Origin of the sequence: Putridiphycobacter roseus (assembly GCF_003234935.1) — a bacterium.
In the GTDB taxonomy this organism is placed as follows: domain Bacteria; phylum Bacteroidota; class Bacteroidia; order Flavobacteriales_D; family Crocinitomicaceae; genus Putridiphycobacter; species Putridiphycobacter roseus.
On sequence record NZ_QKSB01000021.1, the window covers coordinates 1 to 18,338 of the forward strand.

Below are 18,338 nucleotides of genomic sequence, written 5' to 3' on the forward strand. Positions count from 1 at the left end.
ATTAATAAAATAGCGCCAAAACATGGTTTAGATAGTCTAAAATAATTAATTTAGCCTAAACAATGCCTTGGCGGTTATCAAGTTACTTTGTGCAAGGTAATGCAAACAGAAATATAGCCGGCCGTTATAAGCAATGCGAGTAGATTTGATAAGGAAATATACCAGCCATCATAAGGCATTAAGAACTAAAAAAGTTCCTTAAAATTGAGAAAGTAATGTTTATGACGGGAGAAAATTAGGCAATATTGCAAGTTTTGATACTCCTTAAATTTATCAAAGCGTGTTCATCTAAAAAATAAAAAAGATGAAAAATTTTATATTAGTACTGAGTTTAATCTTGCTAACAGGAAATCTAAGAGCTCAGCTAGAAGACTATGACAGTTTGGTAGGTCAATATCTGACAGCTCCTCCTGAAAATGGATGGATGTGGTTCCAAGCTCCAAACGCACTGTCAGCGGGTATGATTTTTAATCAATATCAAATCCAAACTGGAGATACAGATAATAATATGATGTTTATTAGAGACTGGGTTGATCCTCAACTTGGCATGCATCATTATAAATACAAGCAAACTTACAAGAACGTACCTGTTGAAGGTACTGGATTAATTGAGCATTATCATCCCAATAATGGCTTAATTTTTTCAAATGGAAAACTTGCAATAGAATTAGATTTAAATGTAAAAGCTGAGTTGACTGAAGAAGAAGCTCTACAAGAACTATTGATTAGCTTTGATTCTGAAACAGTTTTTGCTTGGGAAAATGCTGATTGGGAACTTGATTATCAGCAAAACACTAATAACCCTAATGCTACAAATTATCCTACTGGAGAACTAGTTTTAGCGTTAGATAACTATAATAATATTGACTACTTAATTGCTGGAAATAGATACACTTTAGCGTATAAGTTTGAAATCATCACACTTGCTCCGAGAAGCCATAAATACTACTGGGTAGATGCAAATACTGGATCATTAATCAAAAATGTTCAGGCTGAGCACAATGATGGTGCAGCTACTATTGAAAGAAAATCAAATCAAGGAAACTTAACTCAAACTATAGATACACGCCAGAGAGGTTTTATTAATGGTAATGACTGGGTTTTAGAAACAGATAATGCAAATGTTCAAGTCCACACTAAATATTATGATTTTGCATCATGGATAACAAGACCAGAAATTGATGATGGAAACGATACTTGGACAGGTACAGAGGTTCATGCTACGACGGGTCACTATTATACTCATAGAACTTGGGAATACTTTAGGGATATTTGGCAACTTGACGGCGTTGATGATAATAACGAAAATGTTAGGGTTGAAGTTCATTCTAACCTCACTGGTAATAATGCATCATCTGCACGTCAAAACGGTTTAAGATGGCTTCGATTTACATTTAACAATAATATTTCAATGTCTCGTTACTGTGACGTTGTATCACATGAGTATGTTCATGGAATAATCCATCATTCATCAGAGTTAATATACCAAGGAGAATCTGGAGCCTTAAATGAATCTTTTGCGGATATTTTTGGTTTGATGGCTCAAAGATCTATTTTAGGCAATAACTCTGTGTCAAATTGGCTTTTAGGTGGTGACCCGGGACTTACAGGGGTTCCTACACGTTCTTTTATTAATCCTAGTTCAGAAGGCAGTCATAATTTTGCTAATGGCATTTTTTGTGGAGTTGGAGCAGGTCAACCAGACACTTATTTAGGTCTTAGATGGACTGATGTTAATCTAGCCTGCGACAATGGAGGTGTGCATGGCAATAGCGGGGTTCAAAACCATTGGTTTTATCTTCTATCTGTTGGCGGCACTGGTATCAATGATAATAATGACGCATTTGCTGTTCAAGGCATTGGAAGGGATGATGCAGCTGAAATTGCTTTTTGGAGTATGCAAAATGAACTCATTGATGTTTCTGATTATGATGATGCTAGAATCGGAGCTGTTACTGCAGCTATTCTTTTATTTGGAAACTGCTCTATTCAACACACTCAGACAGAAAACGCATGGCAAGCAGTAGGTGTCGGGAATGCAAGTGACTGTGGGAATTTGTATGTCGAAAGTAAAGACGTAACAGATTTTTCTATATATCCTAATCCGTCAAATGGTCTAATTAAACTGAACTGGAAGAACGCATCTACTTACAATATTACAGTTTTTGATCTGTCTGGTAGAATAGTGTTTTCAGAAGCTAACGTTAACAATAACATGACTTTTAATGTACAACTAATTCCAGCTGGTGCGTATATTATTGAGGCAAGAAATGGTGAAACAACTGTTCGAAAAAAAGTGATTAAATATTAACTAATTATGAAATTAGATAATAGAATAATTTTTATGCTAGCCACGTTTTTCGTGGCTAGCTATTCCTCTGCTCAAACCGATAGCTTTGTTAAAAATCACTCATTTTCAATGAATTCAGGGTTTCACTATGTTTTTGATAGTAATCCAATCTATCAATCCAAAAAATATTTCCCATCAGATGAACAAGATATTCCAGTGGCTTCTTCTTTAAATATATCATTTGAATATTCTCAAAAATATAGCGCCAAGTCTTCAAGAGGTATTTCAATTTCAGGAAACAGCTATCAGAAGTACTACTCCATTTCAGAGTTATATGTTGGGCGAATTTTAGATAGAAATTTTGTTGAAATTAGAGGGATCAATAGACATGTTTTACTTGAAAACAAAAAGCATTCTTTAGAATTTAGTTCAGCACTTACTTTTAGATTTGGTAATGAAAGTTTTTTAGCTGCTTTTGGAATAATAGGTTATGTAGCTCCCGAAATACCAATCTACGAAACACTTCCAATTTCAAGAACTCTTGCGGATTTAGGTTCAGCCGTAGGTCTTAGATATCGATATTCCCTTGGTGAAACATTTAGCTTACATACAGAATTAAACTATGCTTTTTATCCTATTACATATTACAATAAAAGTTATATATATTCATTCGATAGAGGTACTTCCAACAATTTACTGGTGTTTGATATCGGCCTAACATATAGTTTTGGCAAATCAAAAGTTGATATTGGAGCTGAATTAAAACAAAATCATAAAAAAAACAGTTTTTTTATCCAAAGAAGTATTTATAGCTTTTTTAGGAGTGAGCCAATTATTCAAAAGAGAAATGAAGATTTAGGGTTTGGACCAAATCTTTCTCAATCTTTTGGCCTAGGTTTCCGAAGAGGTTTAAATACTAGAAGCTCTATTTCGATTATAATTGATAATTATGAATTTAGGAATACCAAAACAGATAATGAATTGTTAAACGGAGAAATTAAAGGTCGAACCTTTTTAGGGTCAAAAGTGTCATATCTATATTCCCTCAAACAGTTTCAATACAGTTCAATTTTAGTTTCTTCAGGAATCTATTATCGCCACGGTTTGGCATATTTAGCCGGGGACAAGTCGAATTCTGATAAAAAGAACGTATTTAGTAAAAAAGAACTTAGAGACCTAGGTTTATCAATAGGCTTAAAATATGATTGGCAAATATTAAACCACGTTAATTTATTTTCTTCACTAGATTATACACGTTTTGTATATACTCGTGATGCTTTAAATTCTAATTTTTTTTGGGATAAGTCTCCCACAAAAAATATGATTTCTTTTTCAGTTGGATTGGGATTAAACTAATTAGAAAAGCTTATAACAAAAAGCAAACCCCATTAAAACGGGGTTTGCTCAAACGTTCTCTGCAAGCTCAATAAATACTATATTTTTATCAAATTTTGAAAACACCAAAAATAATCGTATACTTGCAACGTGAATACAACAAAAAATACAAATTGGTGGCTACAGATATAATTATCTGATGAAGCACTATATGATATATTTAAGAGATCTGCTTCTAGCAGGTCTCTTTTTTTTTGCAATAAAATAAAATGAATACAATAACAAACAATACTTGGTGGTGGCACTTTTTAGATTTAAAAACCTGAGAGGACGCTACTGAATATACTCATATTTATTAAAGCCTGCTTCTTGCAGGCTTTTTTTATGTTCAAAATTTTAAAAAATGAATTACAAATTACATACTAAATACAAAAAAATATTAGCCGATTTATATACTCCTGTTGGTTTGTATAATAAGTTAAGAGATCAGTTTTCAAATGCTCTCTTGCTAGAAAGTGCCGATTATCATGACCGTACTGATAGTAAAAGTTTTATTTGTCTTGAACCTATAGCTGGCTTTGAAGCAAAGGGGAATGCTTATAGTTATAATTTTCCAAATGAGGAAATAAGAAACGAAACTTTAGAGCAGCCAAAAGAAATATTCTCTTCATTTCAATCATTTGTTTCAAAATTCGAAAATACACAAACAGATTTACCTTTTAATACGCAAGGAGTTTGGGGTTTTTCTTCTTTTGAGTCTGTCCAGTATATGGAAGATATTAAACTTCCAGTTTCAAACAATGAGCTAAAAGATAATCCAGATTTGAAGTATCAATTCTTTAGGTATATCTTGGTTTTTGATCATTTCAAGAATGAATTATTCATTACTCAAAATGAGGTGAACACTCCTATTGAATCAATGGAAAACATTGAAAACATCATTCGTATTTTACAAATAAACAACCTACCTAACTTTACTTTTAAATCAATAGAAGAAGAGACTTCTAATGTTTCTGATAAGAAATATAAAGAAATGGTAAGTACAGGAATAAATCATTGTAAAATAGGAGATACTTTTCAAGTGGTTTTGTCTCGTGAGTTCCAGCAGAAATACAAAGGAGATGATTTCAACTTGTACAGGTGTTTAAGAAGTATTAATCCTTCTCCTTACTTGTTTTATTTTGATTATGGAGATTTTAAAATATTTGGTTCTTCGCCAGAATCACAATTACAGGTAGCGAATCACGTAGCTTCTATCAACCCAATTGCGGGTACAGTGCTAAGGAGTGACAATCCTGAGAACGACACAAAGCTTGCAGAGGAATTAAAGCAAAACCCTAAAGAGATGTCGGAGCATGTGATGTTGGTTGATTTAGCAAGAAACGACTTGAGTAAAAACTCTGAAAAAGTAGAGATAGAAAATTATGCTGAGATTCAATATTTCTCACATGTCATTCATATGGTAAGTAAAGTGAAAGGCAATTTATTGAAAGACCGAAGCGGGCTTGACATCTATGCCGATACTTTTCCTGCAGGAACTTTATCTGGAGCACCAAAGTACAGAGCTTTAGAAATTATCGCAGAAAATGAAAATGTTCCTCGAAATTTTTATGGTGGAGCTATTGGTTTTATTGGTTTTGATGGGAGTGTTAATCACGCCATCATTATCAGATCATTGTTAAGTAAAAATAATACACTTGTTTATCAAGCGGGAGCAGGTATTGTGGCAGATAGTACTCCAGAAGGAGAATTACAAGAAGTAAATAATAAAATAGCAGCAATAAGAGCAGCTATCCAAAAAGCAAATGAAATATGAAAGTATTGATAATTGATAATTACGATAGTTTTACGTACAATCTAGTTTACATAATTAGACAAGTTACAGAGGGTTTATCGATCTATAGAAATGACAAGATTAGTCCTAAAGAGTGTTTAAGTTATGATGCAATTATTCTTTCTCCTGGTCCAGGAATACCTAAAGATGCGGGTAATTTAACGGCAATTATCCAAACTTGTGCAGGGCGTGTTCCAATATTAGGAGTTTGTCTTGGTCACCAAGCTATTGCAGAATACTTAGGAGGCAGCTTAAATTTATTGGAAAAGGTGTATCACGGAGTGCAATCAAAGGTAAGCCTTAATGGTGATTCTCATAAATTGTTTAGCTCTATGCCGACTGAATTTAAAGCAGGAAGGTATCATTCTTGGGCAATTACTCCTACAGAAAGTAGCGATTTTGAGACCACTGCAAAAACTGAGGAAGGTACTGTTATGGCACTTCAAAATTTAAAGCAAAATTTATATGGAATTCAATTTCACCCAGAGAGCATATTAACTCCTGAAGGGGAGTTGATTATCCAAAATTTTTTAAGCATTTGTAAAAATTTAAAACAATGAAAAAGATATTAGAAAAATTATTCCATCAGGAGTATTTGACCAAAAGTCATGCTAAAACAATTTTGGGAGATATTTCTGAAGGGAAATACAATCCGCAAGAAATAAGTGCTTTTCTTACGGTATTCAAAATGAGAAACATTACGGTAAATGAATTGACTGGTTTCAGAGATTGCCTAAGGGAAAGATGTATCCCAATCAATTTAAACGATTTTGACCCAGTAGATTTGTGCGGAACCGGAGGTGATGGAAAAGATACATTTAACGTAAGTACTTTAGCTTCATTTATAGTTGCTGGAGCAGGCTACAAGGTTGCAAAGCATGGAAATTACGGAGTGAGCTCTACTTGTGGTTCTTCTAACGTAATGGAGCATTTAGGATATCAATTTATAAATGACACTGATAAGTTAAAACAACAGATAGACAAAAGCGGAATCTGTTTTTTACACGCTCCTCTTTTTCATCCAGCAATGAAGGAAGTTGGCCCTATTAGAAGAAGTCTTGGAGTCAGCACATTTTTTAATATGCTTGGTCCAATGGTGAATCCTTCGTTTCCACAAAAACAATTAGTAGGTGTATTCTCACTTCAATTACAGAGGTATTATAAATACATCTATGAACAAGAAAATACTTCTTATCGCATTGTTCATTCCTTAGATGGGTATGATGAAATTAGTCTTACAGGCCCTGCAAAAATTATAACTCCTGAGAAAGAGTTTCTTTTAAATCCTGTAAACATTATAGGTAAAAAAATAACTCCTGAGGAATTGAAAGGAGGAAAAAATGTGAAAGAATCTGCAGAGTTATTTGTAGATATACTTGAAGGAACAGGAACGGAAGCACAAAATGCAGCTGTAATTGCAAATGCAGCTATGGCTATTGAGTGCTTTCAAAACACAAAAAATTATACGGAATCAATGGCAGTTGCAAAGCAATCTCTAGAAAGTAAAGCAGCCCTTAAATCATTTAAAACATTATTATCAATATGAGTATTTTAGAAACAATAGTAAATTATAAAAAAACAGTAGTTCAGGAATCTAAAGATTTAAGTCCAGTAAAACTGTTGGAACAAAGTATTTTTTTTAACTCTCAACCTATTTCTATGAAGGAATATTTAAAGAGAGAGGACAAGGTTGGAATTATTGCAGAGATAAAAAGAATGTCTCCAAGTAAGGGGATTATAAATGATAAAATAGATGTTGAGCAATTAAGTATTTCTTACATGCAATCTGGAGCATCTGCTCTATCTGTACTGACGGATACGAAATTTTTTGGAGGTAAAAGTGAAGATTTAGAAATTGCTAGAAAGTTCAATTATGCTCCGATTCTTCGTAAAGATTTTATGATTGATGAATATCAAATTGTAGAAGCAAAAAGTATGGGTGCCGATTGCATCTTACTTATTGCAGCTTGTTTAACTCCAACACTGTGTAGAAGCTTAGCATCTTTCGCTAAGAACATGCGATTAGAAGTTCTTTTAGAAGTAAGAACAAGAGAAGAGATAGATAGCCACACGAATGAATACATTGATATCATTGGAGTTAATAATAGAAATTTAAATGATTTCAAAACAGATATTATTAATAGTAAAAACCTCTTTGAATACCTTCCGAAAGAATTAGTGAAAATTAGCGAAAGTGGAATTACTAGAGGAAGTCAAGTCAAGGAACTTAAAGACATAGGTTATGATGGATTTTTGATTGGAGGTTATTTCATGAACCAAGGTGAACCTGGCAAAGCTTGTAAAAACTTAATTGACGACTATAAATCACTTATCAAATGAAAATAAAAGTGTGCGGGATGAAACATCCCGAAAATATAAATGCAGTTAGCCAATGCGAACCAGATTTTATGGGGTTTATTTTTTATAAAAAATCCCCAAGGTATGTTTTGGATAAAACTTTAGTTTTTGCAAAAGAAATGAATCCTAATACCAAAACGGTGGGAGTTTTTGTAAACAGTCCGATAAGTGAAGTGCTGGAAATTGTGCAAGAATACAACTTAAACTTTGTGCAATTACACGGAAACGAATCGGTAGATTATGCTAAAAAACTATACAATGCAGGAGTCAATCTAATTAAAGCATTTCAGGTTAACAAAAATTTTGATTGGGATAAAATAAAAGACTATAAACCATTTGTCAATTATTTGTTGTTTGATACGGCTACTAAAAGTTATGGAGGAAGTGGATTGAAATTTAATTGGGAATTATTAAGAAACTACAAAGAAGAAATTCCGTTTTTTCTAAGTGGAGGTATTGAGATTGATGATGCTGAGATGATAAAAGAAATTGATTTACCCCAGCTTTTCGCCATAGATATCAATAGCAAATTTGAAACAGAACCAGGTGTAAAGAATGAAGAATTGGTTAATAAAATGATAAATACGATAAGGATGAAGAGTAAATACCAAGTAAACGATAAAGGTTTTTATGGAGAATATGGAGGAGCTTTTATTCCCGAAATGTTGTATCCAAACATTAAAGAACTACAAGAATCGTATGAAGAGATAATTCAGTCGGATAGTTTTCAGGAAGAGCTACAAGCACTGCTTAAAGATTATGTAGGAAGACCTACTCCTCTTTATTATTCTAAACGATTAAGTGACCATTATAAAGCAGACATCTATTTAAAAAGAGAAGATTTATGCCATACAGGCGCTCATAAAATTAACAATGCGCTTGGGCAAATATTATTGGCAAAAAAACGAAACAAAAAACGAATCATTGCTGAAACAGGAGCAGGACAACACGGAGTGGCAACAGCTACTGCTTGTGCTTTAATGGGGCTGGAATGTGTGGTATATATGGGAGCAAAAGATATAAAAAGACAAGCTCCAAATGTGGCTCGAATGAAAATGTTGGGAGCTTCAATAGTTCCAGTAACAAGTGGTAGTCAGACTTTAAAAGATGCGACTAACGAAGCCATAAGAGATTGGATAAATAACCCTACAGATACTCATTACCTTATTGGTTCAGTTGTAGGTCCACATCCTTATCCTGATATGGTTGCAAAATTTCAAGCAGTTATCAGTAAAGAAATAAAAAATCAAATCAAAGAAAATCCAACTCATATTATTGCCTGTATTGGAGGTGGTAGTAATGCCATTGGTGCTTTTTATCATTTTTTAGAAGATGAAGATGTAGAACTTATAGGTATTGAAGCAGGAGGAATGGGAATTGATACTCCAGAAACTGCTGCTACACTTGCATTAGGAAGTCAAGGAGTATTACACGCTTGTATGACTACGGTATTGCAAACGGAAGATGGTCAAGTGATAGAGCCTCATAGTATTTCGGCAGGACTAGATTACCCAGGAATTGGACCTCAACATGCACATTTACATAAAACAAAAAGAGTTAAATACTCTAACATAACTGACCAAGAAGCGCTAGATGCAGCACATTTTTTATCTCATATGGAAGGAATTATACCCGCATTAGAATCTTCTCATGCACTTGCTTACTTAGAGAAAATGGAGATAAAACCGACAGATAGAATTATCATAAACCTTAGTGGTAGAGGAGATAAAGATTTAGAAACCTTAACAAAAACAATTAAAGAGTGATGTTACAAGAATTATTTAAAAACACGAAAGAACCTTTACTCAATATTTATTTTACGGCTGGTTATCCTCAATTGAATAGCATGCCCGAAATTTTGGAAGGATTAGTGAATTCCGGAGTAGATATGGTAGAAATAGGAATGCCTTATTCCGATCCTTTGAGTGATGGCCCAACCATTCAAAATAGTAGTTCGATTGCCATTAAAAATGGAATTACTACAGACATGATATTTGATCAATTATCAAAATGTCCATCCAATATTTCTAAAATAATGATGGGCTATTACAATGCTGTTTATTTATATGGAGTAGAAAAATTTTGTGAAAAATGCAAAGATAACGGAGTAAGTGGAGTTATACTTCCCGATCTTCCAATCGATATTTATTTAAAGGAATACAAGGGTATTTTTGAGAAATATGGAATTTCAAACATCTTCTTAATTACTCCCGAGACAACAGAAAGTCGCATTCGCTATATTGATGAGTGTAGCACTTCTTTTATTTATGCAGTAAGTAGTTCCAGTACAACTGGTAAAGGGACAGGAATACAATCAGCCGAAGGTTATTTGAGAAGACTTAAAGGAATGAATTTAACTAATCCATTAATGGTTGGTTTTAACATTAGTACCAAAGAAGATTTTGACTTTGCCTCAACTTACACTGCAGGAGGAATTATTGGTAGTGCCTTTATTAAACATATAGCAGGCAGTAAAAACTTAACGCAAGACACCGAGACTTTTATTAATTCTATTAGAGAAAAAAAATAACATTATGATTATTCAATTAAAACAAGACATACAAGAGGCAGATAAATTGTTTATGGAGCAGGTATTAAATCAATTAAAAATTGAGTTTTATCCTGTACAAACCCAAAAAGGAACCTATTTAATCTGTACTCCAAAACAAGAATTTGATATTCGAAAAATAGGACACCTTAAAGGAATAAATGACGTACACAGAGTAAGTGGAAACCATAAAATGGTGAGTCATAAATGGAAAGTAGACAGAACTGTACTTGACCTTGGAGATGGTGTTGTAATTGGAGATGGAAATCTCTCTATGATGGCAGGACCATGTAGTATAGAGAGCGAGGAACAAATCGATAAAGTTGTAGAAGCACTCAAGGCAAATGGTGTGCGAATAATGAGAGGAGGAGTGTACAAACCAAGAACAAGTCCATACAGTTTTAGAGGATTGGGAATGGTTGGTTTAAAAATGTTTTATAAGGCATGTAATAAAAATGGAATAAAAATTATTACAGAGATTATGGAGTCTTCTCAAATTGAAGACATGCTTCCTTATGTAGATATTTTTCAAGTTGGTGCAAGGAATGCACAAAATTTCAATCTCCTAGAAGCTCTTGGAGAAATTGATAAACCTGTATTGCTTAAGCGTGGAATTAGTGGTACAATAGATGAATTACTTTACTCGGCAGAGTATGTTTTTAAAAATGGAAACGAAAAAATAATCTTATGTGAGCGAGGAATAAGAACATTCGAGAGTGCTTATAGAAACACTTTAGACCTGAATGCTGTTCCTATTTTAAAAGAAAAATCTCATTTACCAGTTGTAGTTGATCCTTCTCACGGAATAGGATTGCGCCAGCATGTTGCTCAAATGGCTTTGGCAGGAGCAGTTGTTGGAGCAGATGGTTTATTGGTAGAGATTCACGAAACACCAGAGAAAGCTGCAACAGATGGACAGCAAACACTTGATTTTAAAGAGTTTGAAAGATTGATGACGAAACTAAATCAATTAAAAGAAATTATAAAATGATAAATACCATTAGATGCTCAGGAGTACCTGAACACTTTAATTTGCCTTGGAAACTAATGATAGAAGAAGGTAGACTAAAAGAAGAAGGAATTGACCTTGATTGGATAGATAACCCAAGTGGGACAGGTTCATTGTGTCAAGAATTGAAAGAAGGAAATATTGACATTGCCATTCTTTTATTAGAGGGAGCAATTAAAAATATTCACGAAGGACTACCTGCTAAAATTGTTTCTACGTATGTGGAATCTCCCTTGATCTGGGGAGTTCATACAGGAGTAAATAGCTCTCTAACTAAAGAAAACTTATTAGATCCTTCTTTTGCAATAAGTAGACCTACTTCAGGGTCACATCTTATGGCACACGTTTACGCGAGAGACAATAATGTGACCATTACTGAAAATAGTTTTGACATCATTAATGATTTGAATGGAGCAATTAAGTCCCTAAAACAAAATGATAACCAACTATTTTTATGGGAGAAATATACAACTAAACCTCTTGTAGATACAGGAGTATTCAATCGAATAGATGTTTGTCCAACACCTTGGCCAGCATTTGTAGTTGTTGTTCAAAAAGATTTTTTAGAAAAAAACAAAGAATTAGTTAATCATATAACTTCAAAAGTTTTGGAGCAAGCACAAGTTATAAAAAACAAAACAGATGCTTCTGAATTAATAGCTAGTAGATATGGTCTTAAACAAGAAGATGCTCAGCAATGGTTAACTGAAATACAATGGGCAGAGACTGTTCACAATGATATAAAAAGTATAGAATTGGCTTCTGATACACTTCTTGAATTGGGTGTTATTGAAGAAAAGCCTATTGCAAGTAATTTAATTGTAGATGAAATTACCTTATCCTTATGATTACAGAAATAGAAGAATACAAAAAATCGAAAGTAGTTGTTGGCGAAAAGCTACAAAAGCTCAATAGTTACATTCCTCAAACTGCTCAATCTGTTATCCTCATTACAGACGAAAATGTAGGTGCATTATATTCAGATTTGTTTCCCGATTACCCTGTTATCACGATAGGAACCGGAGAGAAAATAAAAACGCAAGAAACGGTAGATTTTATAGCCGAATCTATGTTGAATTTAGGTGCAGATAGGCATACATTTCTTGTGGGGATTGGAGGAGGAGTAGTTTGTGATATTACAGGATTTGTGGCTTCTATTTATATGAGAGGAATAGATTTTGGTTACGTTCCCACAACTCTTTTGTCACAGGTTGATGCAAGTGTTGGAGGAAAAACAGGGATTAATTTTAAAGGTTTCAAGAATATAATAGGGGTATTTAGCCAACCTCAATTTGTACTGTGTGATGTCAATCTTTTAGTAAGTTTACCAGAGGAAGAAGTGAAAAGTGGATTGATAGAGATTGTAAAGCATTCCATTATTAATGACCCAACAAAATTTGGCTTTATCAGGTCCAATATTAACAAGATACTGGCTATTGATATTCCTACTTTAGAATATTTAATCATACAATCGGTAAGAATAAAAATTAAGGTTGTAACAGAGGATGAAAAAGAGAAAGGAGAACGAAAGAAATTGAATTTAGGTCATACAATAGGTCATGCCATTGAATCAATCTCTGGTATTTCGCATGGGTTTGCAGTAGCAATAGGATTGGTTTTAACAGCTAGAATATCTCACCTATCTGGCTTTTGTTCTCAAGAAACTGTAGATGAAATTACAATGCTAATAAGTTCTTTACAGATGGCTACGACTTCTGATATAGGATTGTCAGAATTAATTCAGGCGATACAAAAGGACAAAAAGAAAAGTCTGGATACTGTGGATTTTATAGCTATTAAAAGTATAGGAGAAGTATTCATTCACCCTATCACTTTTCGAGAATTAGAAAAAAACATAAAAGCTGTAAGATGAAAAAGCTGTCAAAATATTGTTTATCTATATCAGGACCTGATTTTGAACAATGCAGTCAACAATTGCAATTGTCAGAGTTTGTCGAGTTGAGGTTAGACTTGTATTCCCTTTCGGAAGAAGAGCTAGTGTCTCTTCTAAAAACACCTAAGGATTACATAGCTACTTGTAGAATAGAAGATGAAAAGACCAGTATTACATTGCTTAAAAAAGCGATTGAACTTGGTGCAAACTTTATAGATGTTGATATACGCAGAACCGAATCATTTATAAACGAACTAAGAGAATATTCATCTCGGTACGACTGTAAACTCATTATTTCATACCATAATTATAAAACTACTCCAGCTAAAGAAGAGTTGTTGAGTATTTATGATAGAGGAATTTCCTTTGGAGCTGATATAATGAAACTGGCTACATTTGTAAATTCAGAGTCGGATAATTCTATTTTACTGGGGCTTTATTCTATTTGTGATAATCTTGTTGCATTTGGAATGGGAGAATTAGGAAAAATAAGCCGTCTTGCTTCTTTATATTGTGGAGCACAATTTACTTACGTTTCAGCTTCTTCCACTTCTACAACAGCAAGTGGTCAATATAGTTACAGTGAGATGAAAAATATTATATCAGCAATTAACCAAGAACAAGATAAACCAATTAGTTTGATTGGCTTTATGGGAGTTGGAAAAACAACTGTAGGAGATGCTTTTGCAAAACAATCCAAAATAAAATTTATAGATATAGATCAAGAGATTGAAAAGCAAACTTCTCAAAGTATCTCTTCAATTTTTGAAACAAAAGGAGAAGATTATTTCCGAAGTTTAGAGTCAAAAACCCTTCAGGATGTCACAACTAATCCAAGTTCTGTGATTTCTTGTGGAGGTGGAGTTATCACTCGAGAAGAGAATAGAATTATTCTTCAAGAAAAAACAATTTGTATCTGGCTAAAAGCAGATGTAGAATATTGTCTAAATCAAATTGAAGGGAACAACCGCCCTTTGTTAGAAGTGAATGACCCATTAAAAAAGGCTCAAGACTTATATAAGTCAAGAGAAGCTTTTTATAAAGAAGTTTCACATATTGTTATTAATGTAAAAGGAAAATCAATCGCTCAAATTTGTAAAATAATAAATGAAAAAATTAATAAACCCCTCTAAATATAGTGGAAGCCTGAAAGCTTCTCCTTCAAAAAGTTTTATGCAAAGGACAATTGCTATTGCATTACTTGCAGATGGAGAAACGATTTTGACTAACCCAGATTCCAGTAATGATTCAAAATCAGCTTTAAAAATGGCTGAGAATCTAGGAGCTAAAGTTACACGAATGGAGGACAAGATAATTATTCAGGGTACAACTGGAATAAAACACAATGAGTTATCGGCAGGGGAGTCTGGGTTAGGAATAAGGTGCTTTATTCCAATATCGAGTTTATTTTCAGATGAAATCAAATTTTCTGGAGAAGGATCTCTAAAAAGTAGGCCGCTAACTATGATTGAAGCCCCACTAAAAGCACTTGGAGTAAAAGTAAATACTAATGACGGATACTTGCCAGTAACAATTCAAGGGCCAATAAAAGGAGGAGACATAGAAGTAGATGGCAGTATCAGTTCGCAGGTACTTACAGGCTTATTAATTGCTTTACCCAAAGCTAAAAACAACAGTATTCTCTCTGTTTTTGATCTACAGAGCATTCCTTATATTGATATGACTCTACAAATTATCAAAGATTTTGGAGTAAATATTACTAATAATGAGTACAAGAAATTCCATATTGAAGGGAAACAAAGTTACAAAGGCAGAGAATACGAAATTGAAGGAGATTGGAGTGGTGCAGCATTTCATTTGGTAGGAGGAGCAATAAGTGGTTCTATTGAAGTGAGCGGAATTAAAATTAGCTCTACACAAGCAGATAGAGTTATAATAGATGCTCTCAAACTTGCTGGAGCAGATGTTGTTTGTCTTTCTGATTCAATAAAAATTACAAAAAACAAACTAGAGGCTTTTAGATTTGATGCAACTCATTGCCCTGATTTATTCCCGCCATTAAGTAATTTGGCTGTTGCATGTTCTGGTACTACCGTTATAAAAGGAATATCAAGATTGGTACACAAAGAAAGTAATCGTGCCTTAGTTCTTAAAAAAGTGTGGGGAGAACTTGGAATTAAAATAGAGCTTATTGGAGATGAGATGCATATTGAAGGTGGAAAAATAAACGGAGGAAAAATAGATTCTCATAACGATCACAGAATTGCAATGATGGGAGCTATTGCTGCATTAAATACAGAAAACTCAATAGAAATAACCAATGCTCAGGCTATAAACAAATCATATCCTGCATTTTTCACTGATTTTAAAAAAGTAAACAAAAAACATAAATTATGAATACATTCGGAAGGCAATTTAAAGTAAGCATTTTTGGAGAATCACATGGGGAAAGTGTTGGAATTACAATAGATGGTTGCCCTCCAGGGGTTCCGCTTTTGACAGAAGATTTAATGACTGATATATTACGTAGAAAAAGTGGAGCAAAAGGAACAACACCTAGAATTGAAAGTGACTTACCACAAATAATTAGTGGTGTATTTAATCATAAAACGACAGGTGCTCCAATTACTATTTTATTTGCAAACAATAATATAAAATCAAAAGACTATTCTAATCTTTTAAAACATCCAAGACCAGGTCACTCTGATTTTGTTGCCATGAAAAAATATAAAGGATTTAATGATTATAGAGGAGGCGGTTACTTTTCGGGAAGACTCACCTTGGCATTAGTTGCAGCCGGAAGCATTGCAAAAAAAATAGTCCCACACATTACAATTTCAGCTAAATTAAAAGAAGTTGGAGGTTCTAAAAACATAGATGAAGCCGTGCAAAAAGCCCTAGAAAGCAAAAACTCTATAGGAGGTATTGTTGAATGTTCTGCTACAGGTATTCCAATTGGATTAGGAGAGCCGTTTTTTGGATCTATACATGCCAAGCTAAGTCAAATCGTATTCTCAATTCCAGCAATGAAAGGGATAGAGTTTGGAGCTGGATTTTTTGCTACAAAAATGACAGGAGAAGAACATAATGACAATATTATAGATGAAACAGGAAAAACCGAAACAAATAATGCTGGTGGAATAAGCGGAGGTATCTCAAATGGAAATGACCTTCTATTTAGAGTAGCTGTAAAGCCAACTTCAAGCATCAGTACTCCTCAAGAAACATACAATTTTGAGTCAGGTACAATTGAAACATTACTCATTGAGGGTAGACACGACACTTGTATTGCATTGAGAGTTCCTCCTGTAATTGAGGCTGTAACAGCTATTGTCTTGGCTGATTTATCAAGAATTATGATTGATGCGAAACTCTAATATGCCTGCAGAGAACAATATGTATATTGCATAGCTCCCCTTCGGGATAGCAACGACAACATACACTAACCGTTGGGCACAATTAAAAAGAGAAATTTTGCCAAAGACTTGTATCAATGAAAACAAAGATAATCCATGATTGAACCCAACCTACTTGTTGCTTTAATATCTCTTCTAGTCGCAATAATTGCTCTTGGAGCTTCTTTCTATTTTTTCAACAAGACAACAAAATCTAAAAATCTTTTATACACAATAGAAAGCACTCAGTATAAAGGCGATCTAGTTGCGGAAAGTCAGGCTGGTGAAGTAGTTTATAAAAATAAAAAAGTGAAAAATTTTACTGTAAGTAGAATTGCTATTTGGAATGAGGGTAAAGAAACAATTTTCAATGAAGATATTCCGAAAAAAGGACTTTTAAAAATTACTTCTGAGGGAGGATACAATATCTATTATGCTAGAAAGCTATTTGAAATAAATCCATCTAATAACTGTAAAGTAAAGTTCGAGAATGGTGATGCAAAGTTGAAATTTGACTATCTAGACTACCGAGAGGGTTCTTGCATAGAAGTATTTCACTCAGGAAAAACAAGTTGGTCTCTTAAAATAAGTGGATCCATTATTGGTTCTGGTGATATAACCCACTCTCCACATATTTCATATCCAGCAAGAAAAAAGAAGTCAATTTGGATATCTTTACTAATATTCATTTTTTCAACTTTAATTTCGATTCCTTTTTTGGAAATAGAACATTATTCTTTTGCAGTTGCCTTTGCAGGCTTAACAGCCTTTCTCGCATACAGTTCCTTACCAAGGATTATTTCTTCTAATTACTATAGAGCAAAAAAGACATCACTTAGATTAGGAGTTGCTGATGATGATACAGTTTTAAGAGCTCCAGACTTTCCACCAACAGGTAGAGTCAGAAAAAGAAATAAGGATGCTGAAGCGTTTTGGAGTGAAGTTGATGTAAATATTTAAGATGAGATTTAATAAGCCTGCATATCCAACTGTTTATTTTAGCGAGGAAATTTGGGTTAACTGCCCTAAATGTTCAAAACCAGCTTTGGTAAGAACTGAGTTACCAAAATATACTATCCCATTTCCAACAGGTCATAAATCTATTTGCAATTGCAACCACTGCGGTTTTCAGAACTCACAAATAGAAAAGTGGTCAGGATTTGTGCAAGGGTTTGTAAATAGAGCATGTGGAAATTGTGGGACTGGATTTTGTTACTCAACTGAACCTACACGTGTGCCTTACAATTCGACTAAGATTACTTGCGAAGTTTGCAGTAGAATGAAAGAATATGAAATTCAATGGTACAGATATCGCAATGACAAAGCAACTGATCCTTATTTTGGGTTTGACCTCTTTCTCCAATCGAATATAAAGGATAATATATTGTGGCTGTATAATCTTAATCATTTAGAATACCTCCAAGAATATGTTGAAGCTAAACTTAGAGTGGATGATGGAAGACATAAATACTCCATGATTACTAATTTACCGCAATGGGTAAAATCATCTAAGAACCGTGATTTAGTAATTAAGAAATTAATTAAAATGAAAAAAGATTTTAAAAAGATAATTCAAAAAATTTAAAGCAAAAAAGATATAAGTTTATCAAGTGTGAATAACAAATAAAAACAGTGCACAACAATTAGAACCCAAAATCACGTGGGCGCAGGGCGTCCCCACTGATTTTTTCTAAGTGTTGCACTATGCCGCTAA

Annotated in this window: 16 protein-coding genes; all 16 read left to right on the top strand. The window is 33.7% G+C overall.

From position 1 onward, the window contains the following. Positions 1-424 precede the first annotated feature (424 nt). Positions 425-2,311 (top strand): M4 family metallopeptidase, encoded by a 1,887-nt coding sequence (locus DNU06_RS16900; RefSeq protein WP_158526943.1) that lies wholly within the window; start codon positions 425-427, stop codon positions 2,309-2,311. 6 nt (positions 2,312-2,317) lie between these two features. After that, positions 2,318-3,646, top strand: coding sequence for a hypothetical protein (locus DNU06_RS16905; protein WP_146239304.1), 1,329 nt, complete (start codon positions 2,318-2,320; stop codon positions 3,644-3,646). A 382-nt stretch (positions 3,647-4,028) separates the two neighbouring features. Further along, positions 4,029-5,441: an anthranilate synthase component I family protein gene (locus DNU06_RS16910; protein WP_111064690.1), complete on the top strand. Its 1,413-nt coding sequence runs from the start codon at positions 4,029-4,031 to the stop codon at positions 5,439-5,441. Then, positions 5,438-6,019: an anthranilate synthase component II gene (locus DNU06_RS16915; protein ID WP_111064691.1), complete on the top strand. Its 582-nt coding sequence runs from the start codon at positions 5,438-5,440 to the stop codon at positions 6,017-6,019. Before DNU06_RS16910 ends, DNU06_RS16915 begins: the two co-directional genes overlap by 4 nt. Beyond that, positions 6,016-7,005 (top strand): anthranilate phosphoribosyltransferase, encoded by a 990-nt coding sequence (trpD, locus tag DNU06_RS16920; RefSeq protein ID WP_111064692.1) that lies wholly within the window; start codon positions 6,016-6,018, stop codon positions 7,003-7,005. Before DNU06_RS16915 ends, trpD begins: the two co-directional genes overlap by 4 nt. Then, positions 7,002-7,799: an indole-3-glycerol phosphate synthase TrpC gene (gene trpC, locus DNU06_RS16925; RefSeq protein WP_111064693.1), complete on the top strand. Its 798-nt coding sequence runs from the start codon at positions 7,002-7,004 to the stop codon at positions 7,797-7,799. The genes trpD and trpC overlap by 4 nt, the downstream gene beginning before the upstream one ends. Further along, positions 7,796-9,583, top strand: a complete 1,788-nt coding sequence (locus DNU06_RS16930) for a bifunctional phosphoribosylanthranilate isomerase/tryptophan synthase subunit beta (protein WP_111064694.1) — start codon at positions 7,796-7,798, stop codon at positions 9,581-9,583. The genes trpC and DNU06_RS16930 overlap by 4 nt, the downstream gene beginning before the upstream one ends. Next, complete coding sequence (gene trpA / locus DNU06_RS16935; protein WP_111064695.1) at positions 9,583-10,347, top strand: tryptophan synthase subunit alpha; 765 nt, start codon at positions 9,583-9,585, stop codon at positions 10,345-10,347. The genes DNU06_RS16930 and trpA overlap by 1 nt, the downstream gene beginning before the upstream one ends. A gap of 4 nt (positions 10,348-10,351) precedes the next feature. Next, entirely contained in the window at positions 10,352-11,356 is a 1,005-nt protein-coding gene (gene aroF, locus DNU06_RS16940; protein ID WP_111064696.1) for a 3-deoxy-7-phosphoheptulonate synthase, read from the top strand. Continuing rightward, complete coding sequence (locus DNU06_RS16945) at positions 11,353-12,222, top strand: type 2 periplasmic-binding domain-containing protein (RefSeq protein WP_146239305.1); 870 nt, start codon at positions 11,353-11,355, stop codon at positions 12,220-12,222. The genes aroF and DNU06_RS16945 overlap by 4 nt, the downstream gene beginning before the upstream one ends. Next, positions 12,219-13,247 carry a 3-dehydroquinate synthase gene (gene aroB / locus DNU06_RS16950; protein WP_111064698.1) on the top strand — a complete coding sequence of 343 codons (1,029 nt, stop codon included), beginning with the start codon at positions 12,219-12,221 and terminating at the stop codon, positions 13,245-13,247. Before DNU06_RS16945 ends, aroB begins: the two co-directional genes overlap by 4 nt. Further along, positions 13,244-14,401: a type I 3-dehydroquinate dehydratase gene (locus tag DNU06_RS16955; RefSeq protein ID WP_111064699.1), complete on the top strand. Its 1,158-nt coding sequence runs from the start codon at positions 13,244-13,246 to the stop codon at positions 14,399-14,401. The genes aroB and DNU06_RS16955 overlap by 4 nt, the downstream gene beginning before the upstream one ends. Further along, the gene (aroA, locus tag DNU06_RS16960; protein ID WP_111064700.1) at positions 14,376-15,626 is read left to right on the top strand and encodes a 3-phosphoshikimate 1-carboxyvinyltransferase; all 1,251 of its coding nucleotides are present in this window, start codon (positions 14,376-14,378) and stop codon (positions 15,624-15,626) included. Before DNU06_RS16955 ends, aroA begins: the two co-directional genes overlap by 26 nt. Then, positions 15,623-16,606: a chorismate synthase gene (locus DNU06_RS16965; protein WP_111064701.1), complete on the top strand. Its 984-nt coding sequence runs from the start codon at positions 15,623-15,625 to the stop codon at positions 16,604-16,606. Before aroA ends, DNU06_RS16965 begins: the two co-directional genes overlap by 4 nt. Positions 16,607-16,741: 135 nt before the next feature. Further along, complete coding sequence (locus tag DNU06_RS16970; protein ID WP_111064702.1) at positions 16,742-17,584, top strand: hypothetical protein; 843 nt, start codon at positions 16,742-16,744, stop codon at positions 17,582-17,584. Position 17,585: 1 nt separating this feature from the next. Then, positions 17,586-18,209: a ZPR1-type zinc finger protein gene (locus DNU06_RS16975; protein ID WP_111064703.1), complete on the top strand. Its 624-nt coding sequence runs from the start codon at positions 17,586-17,588 to the stop codon at positions 18,207-18,209. Positions 18,210-18,338: the final 129 nt, after the last annotated feature.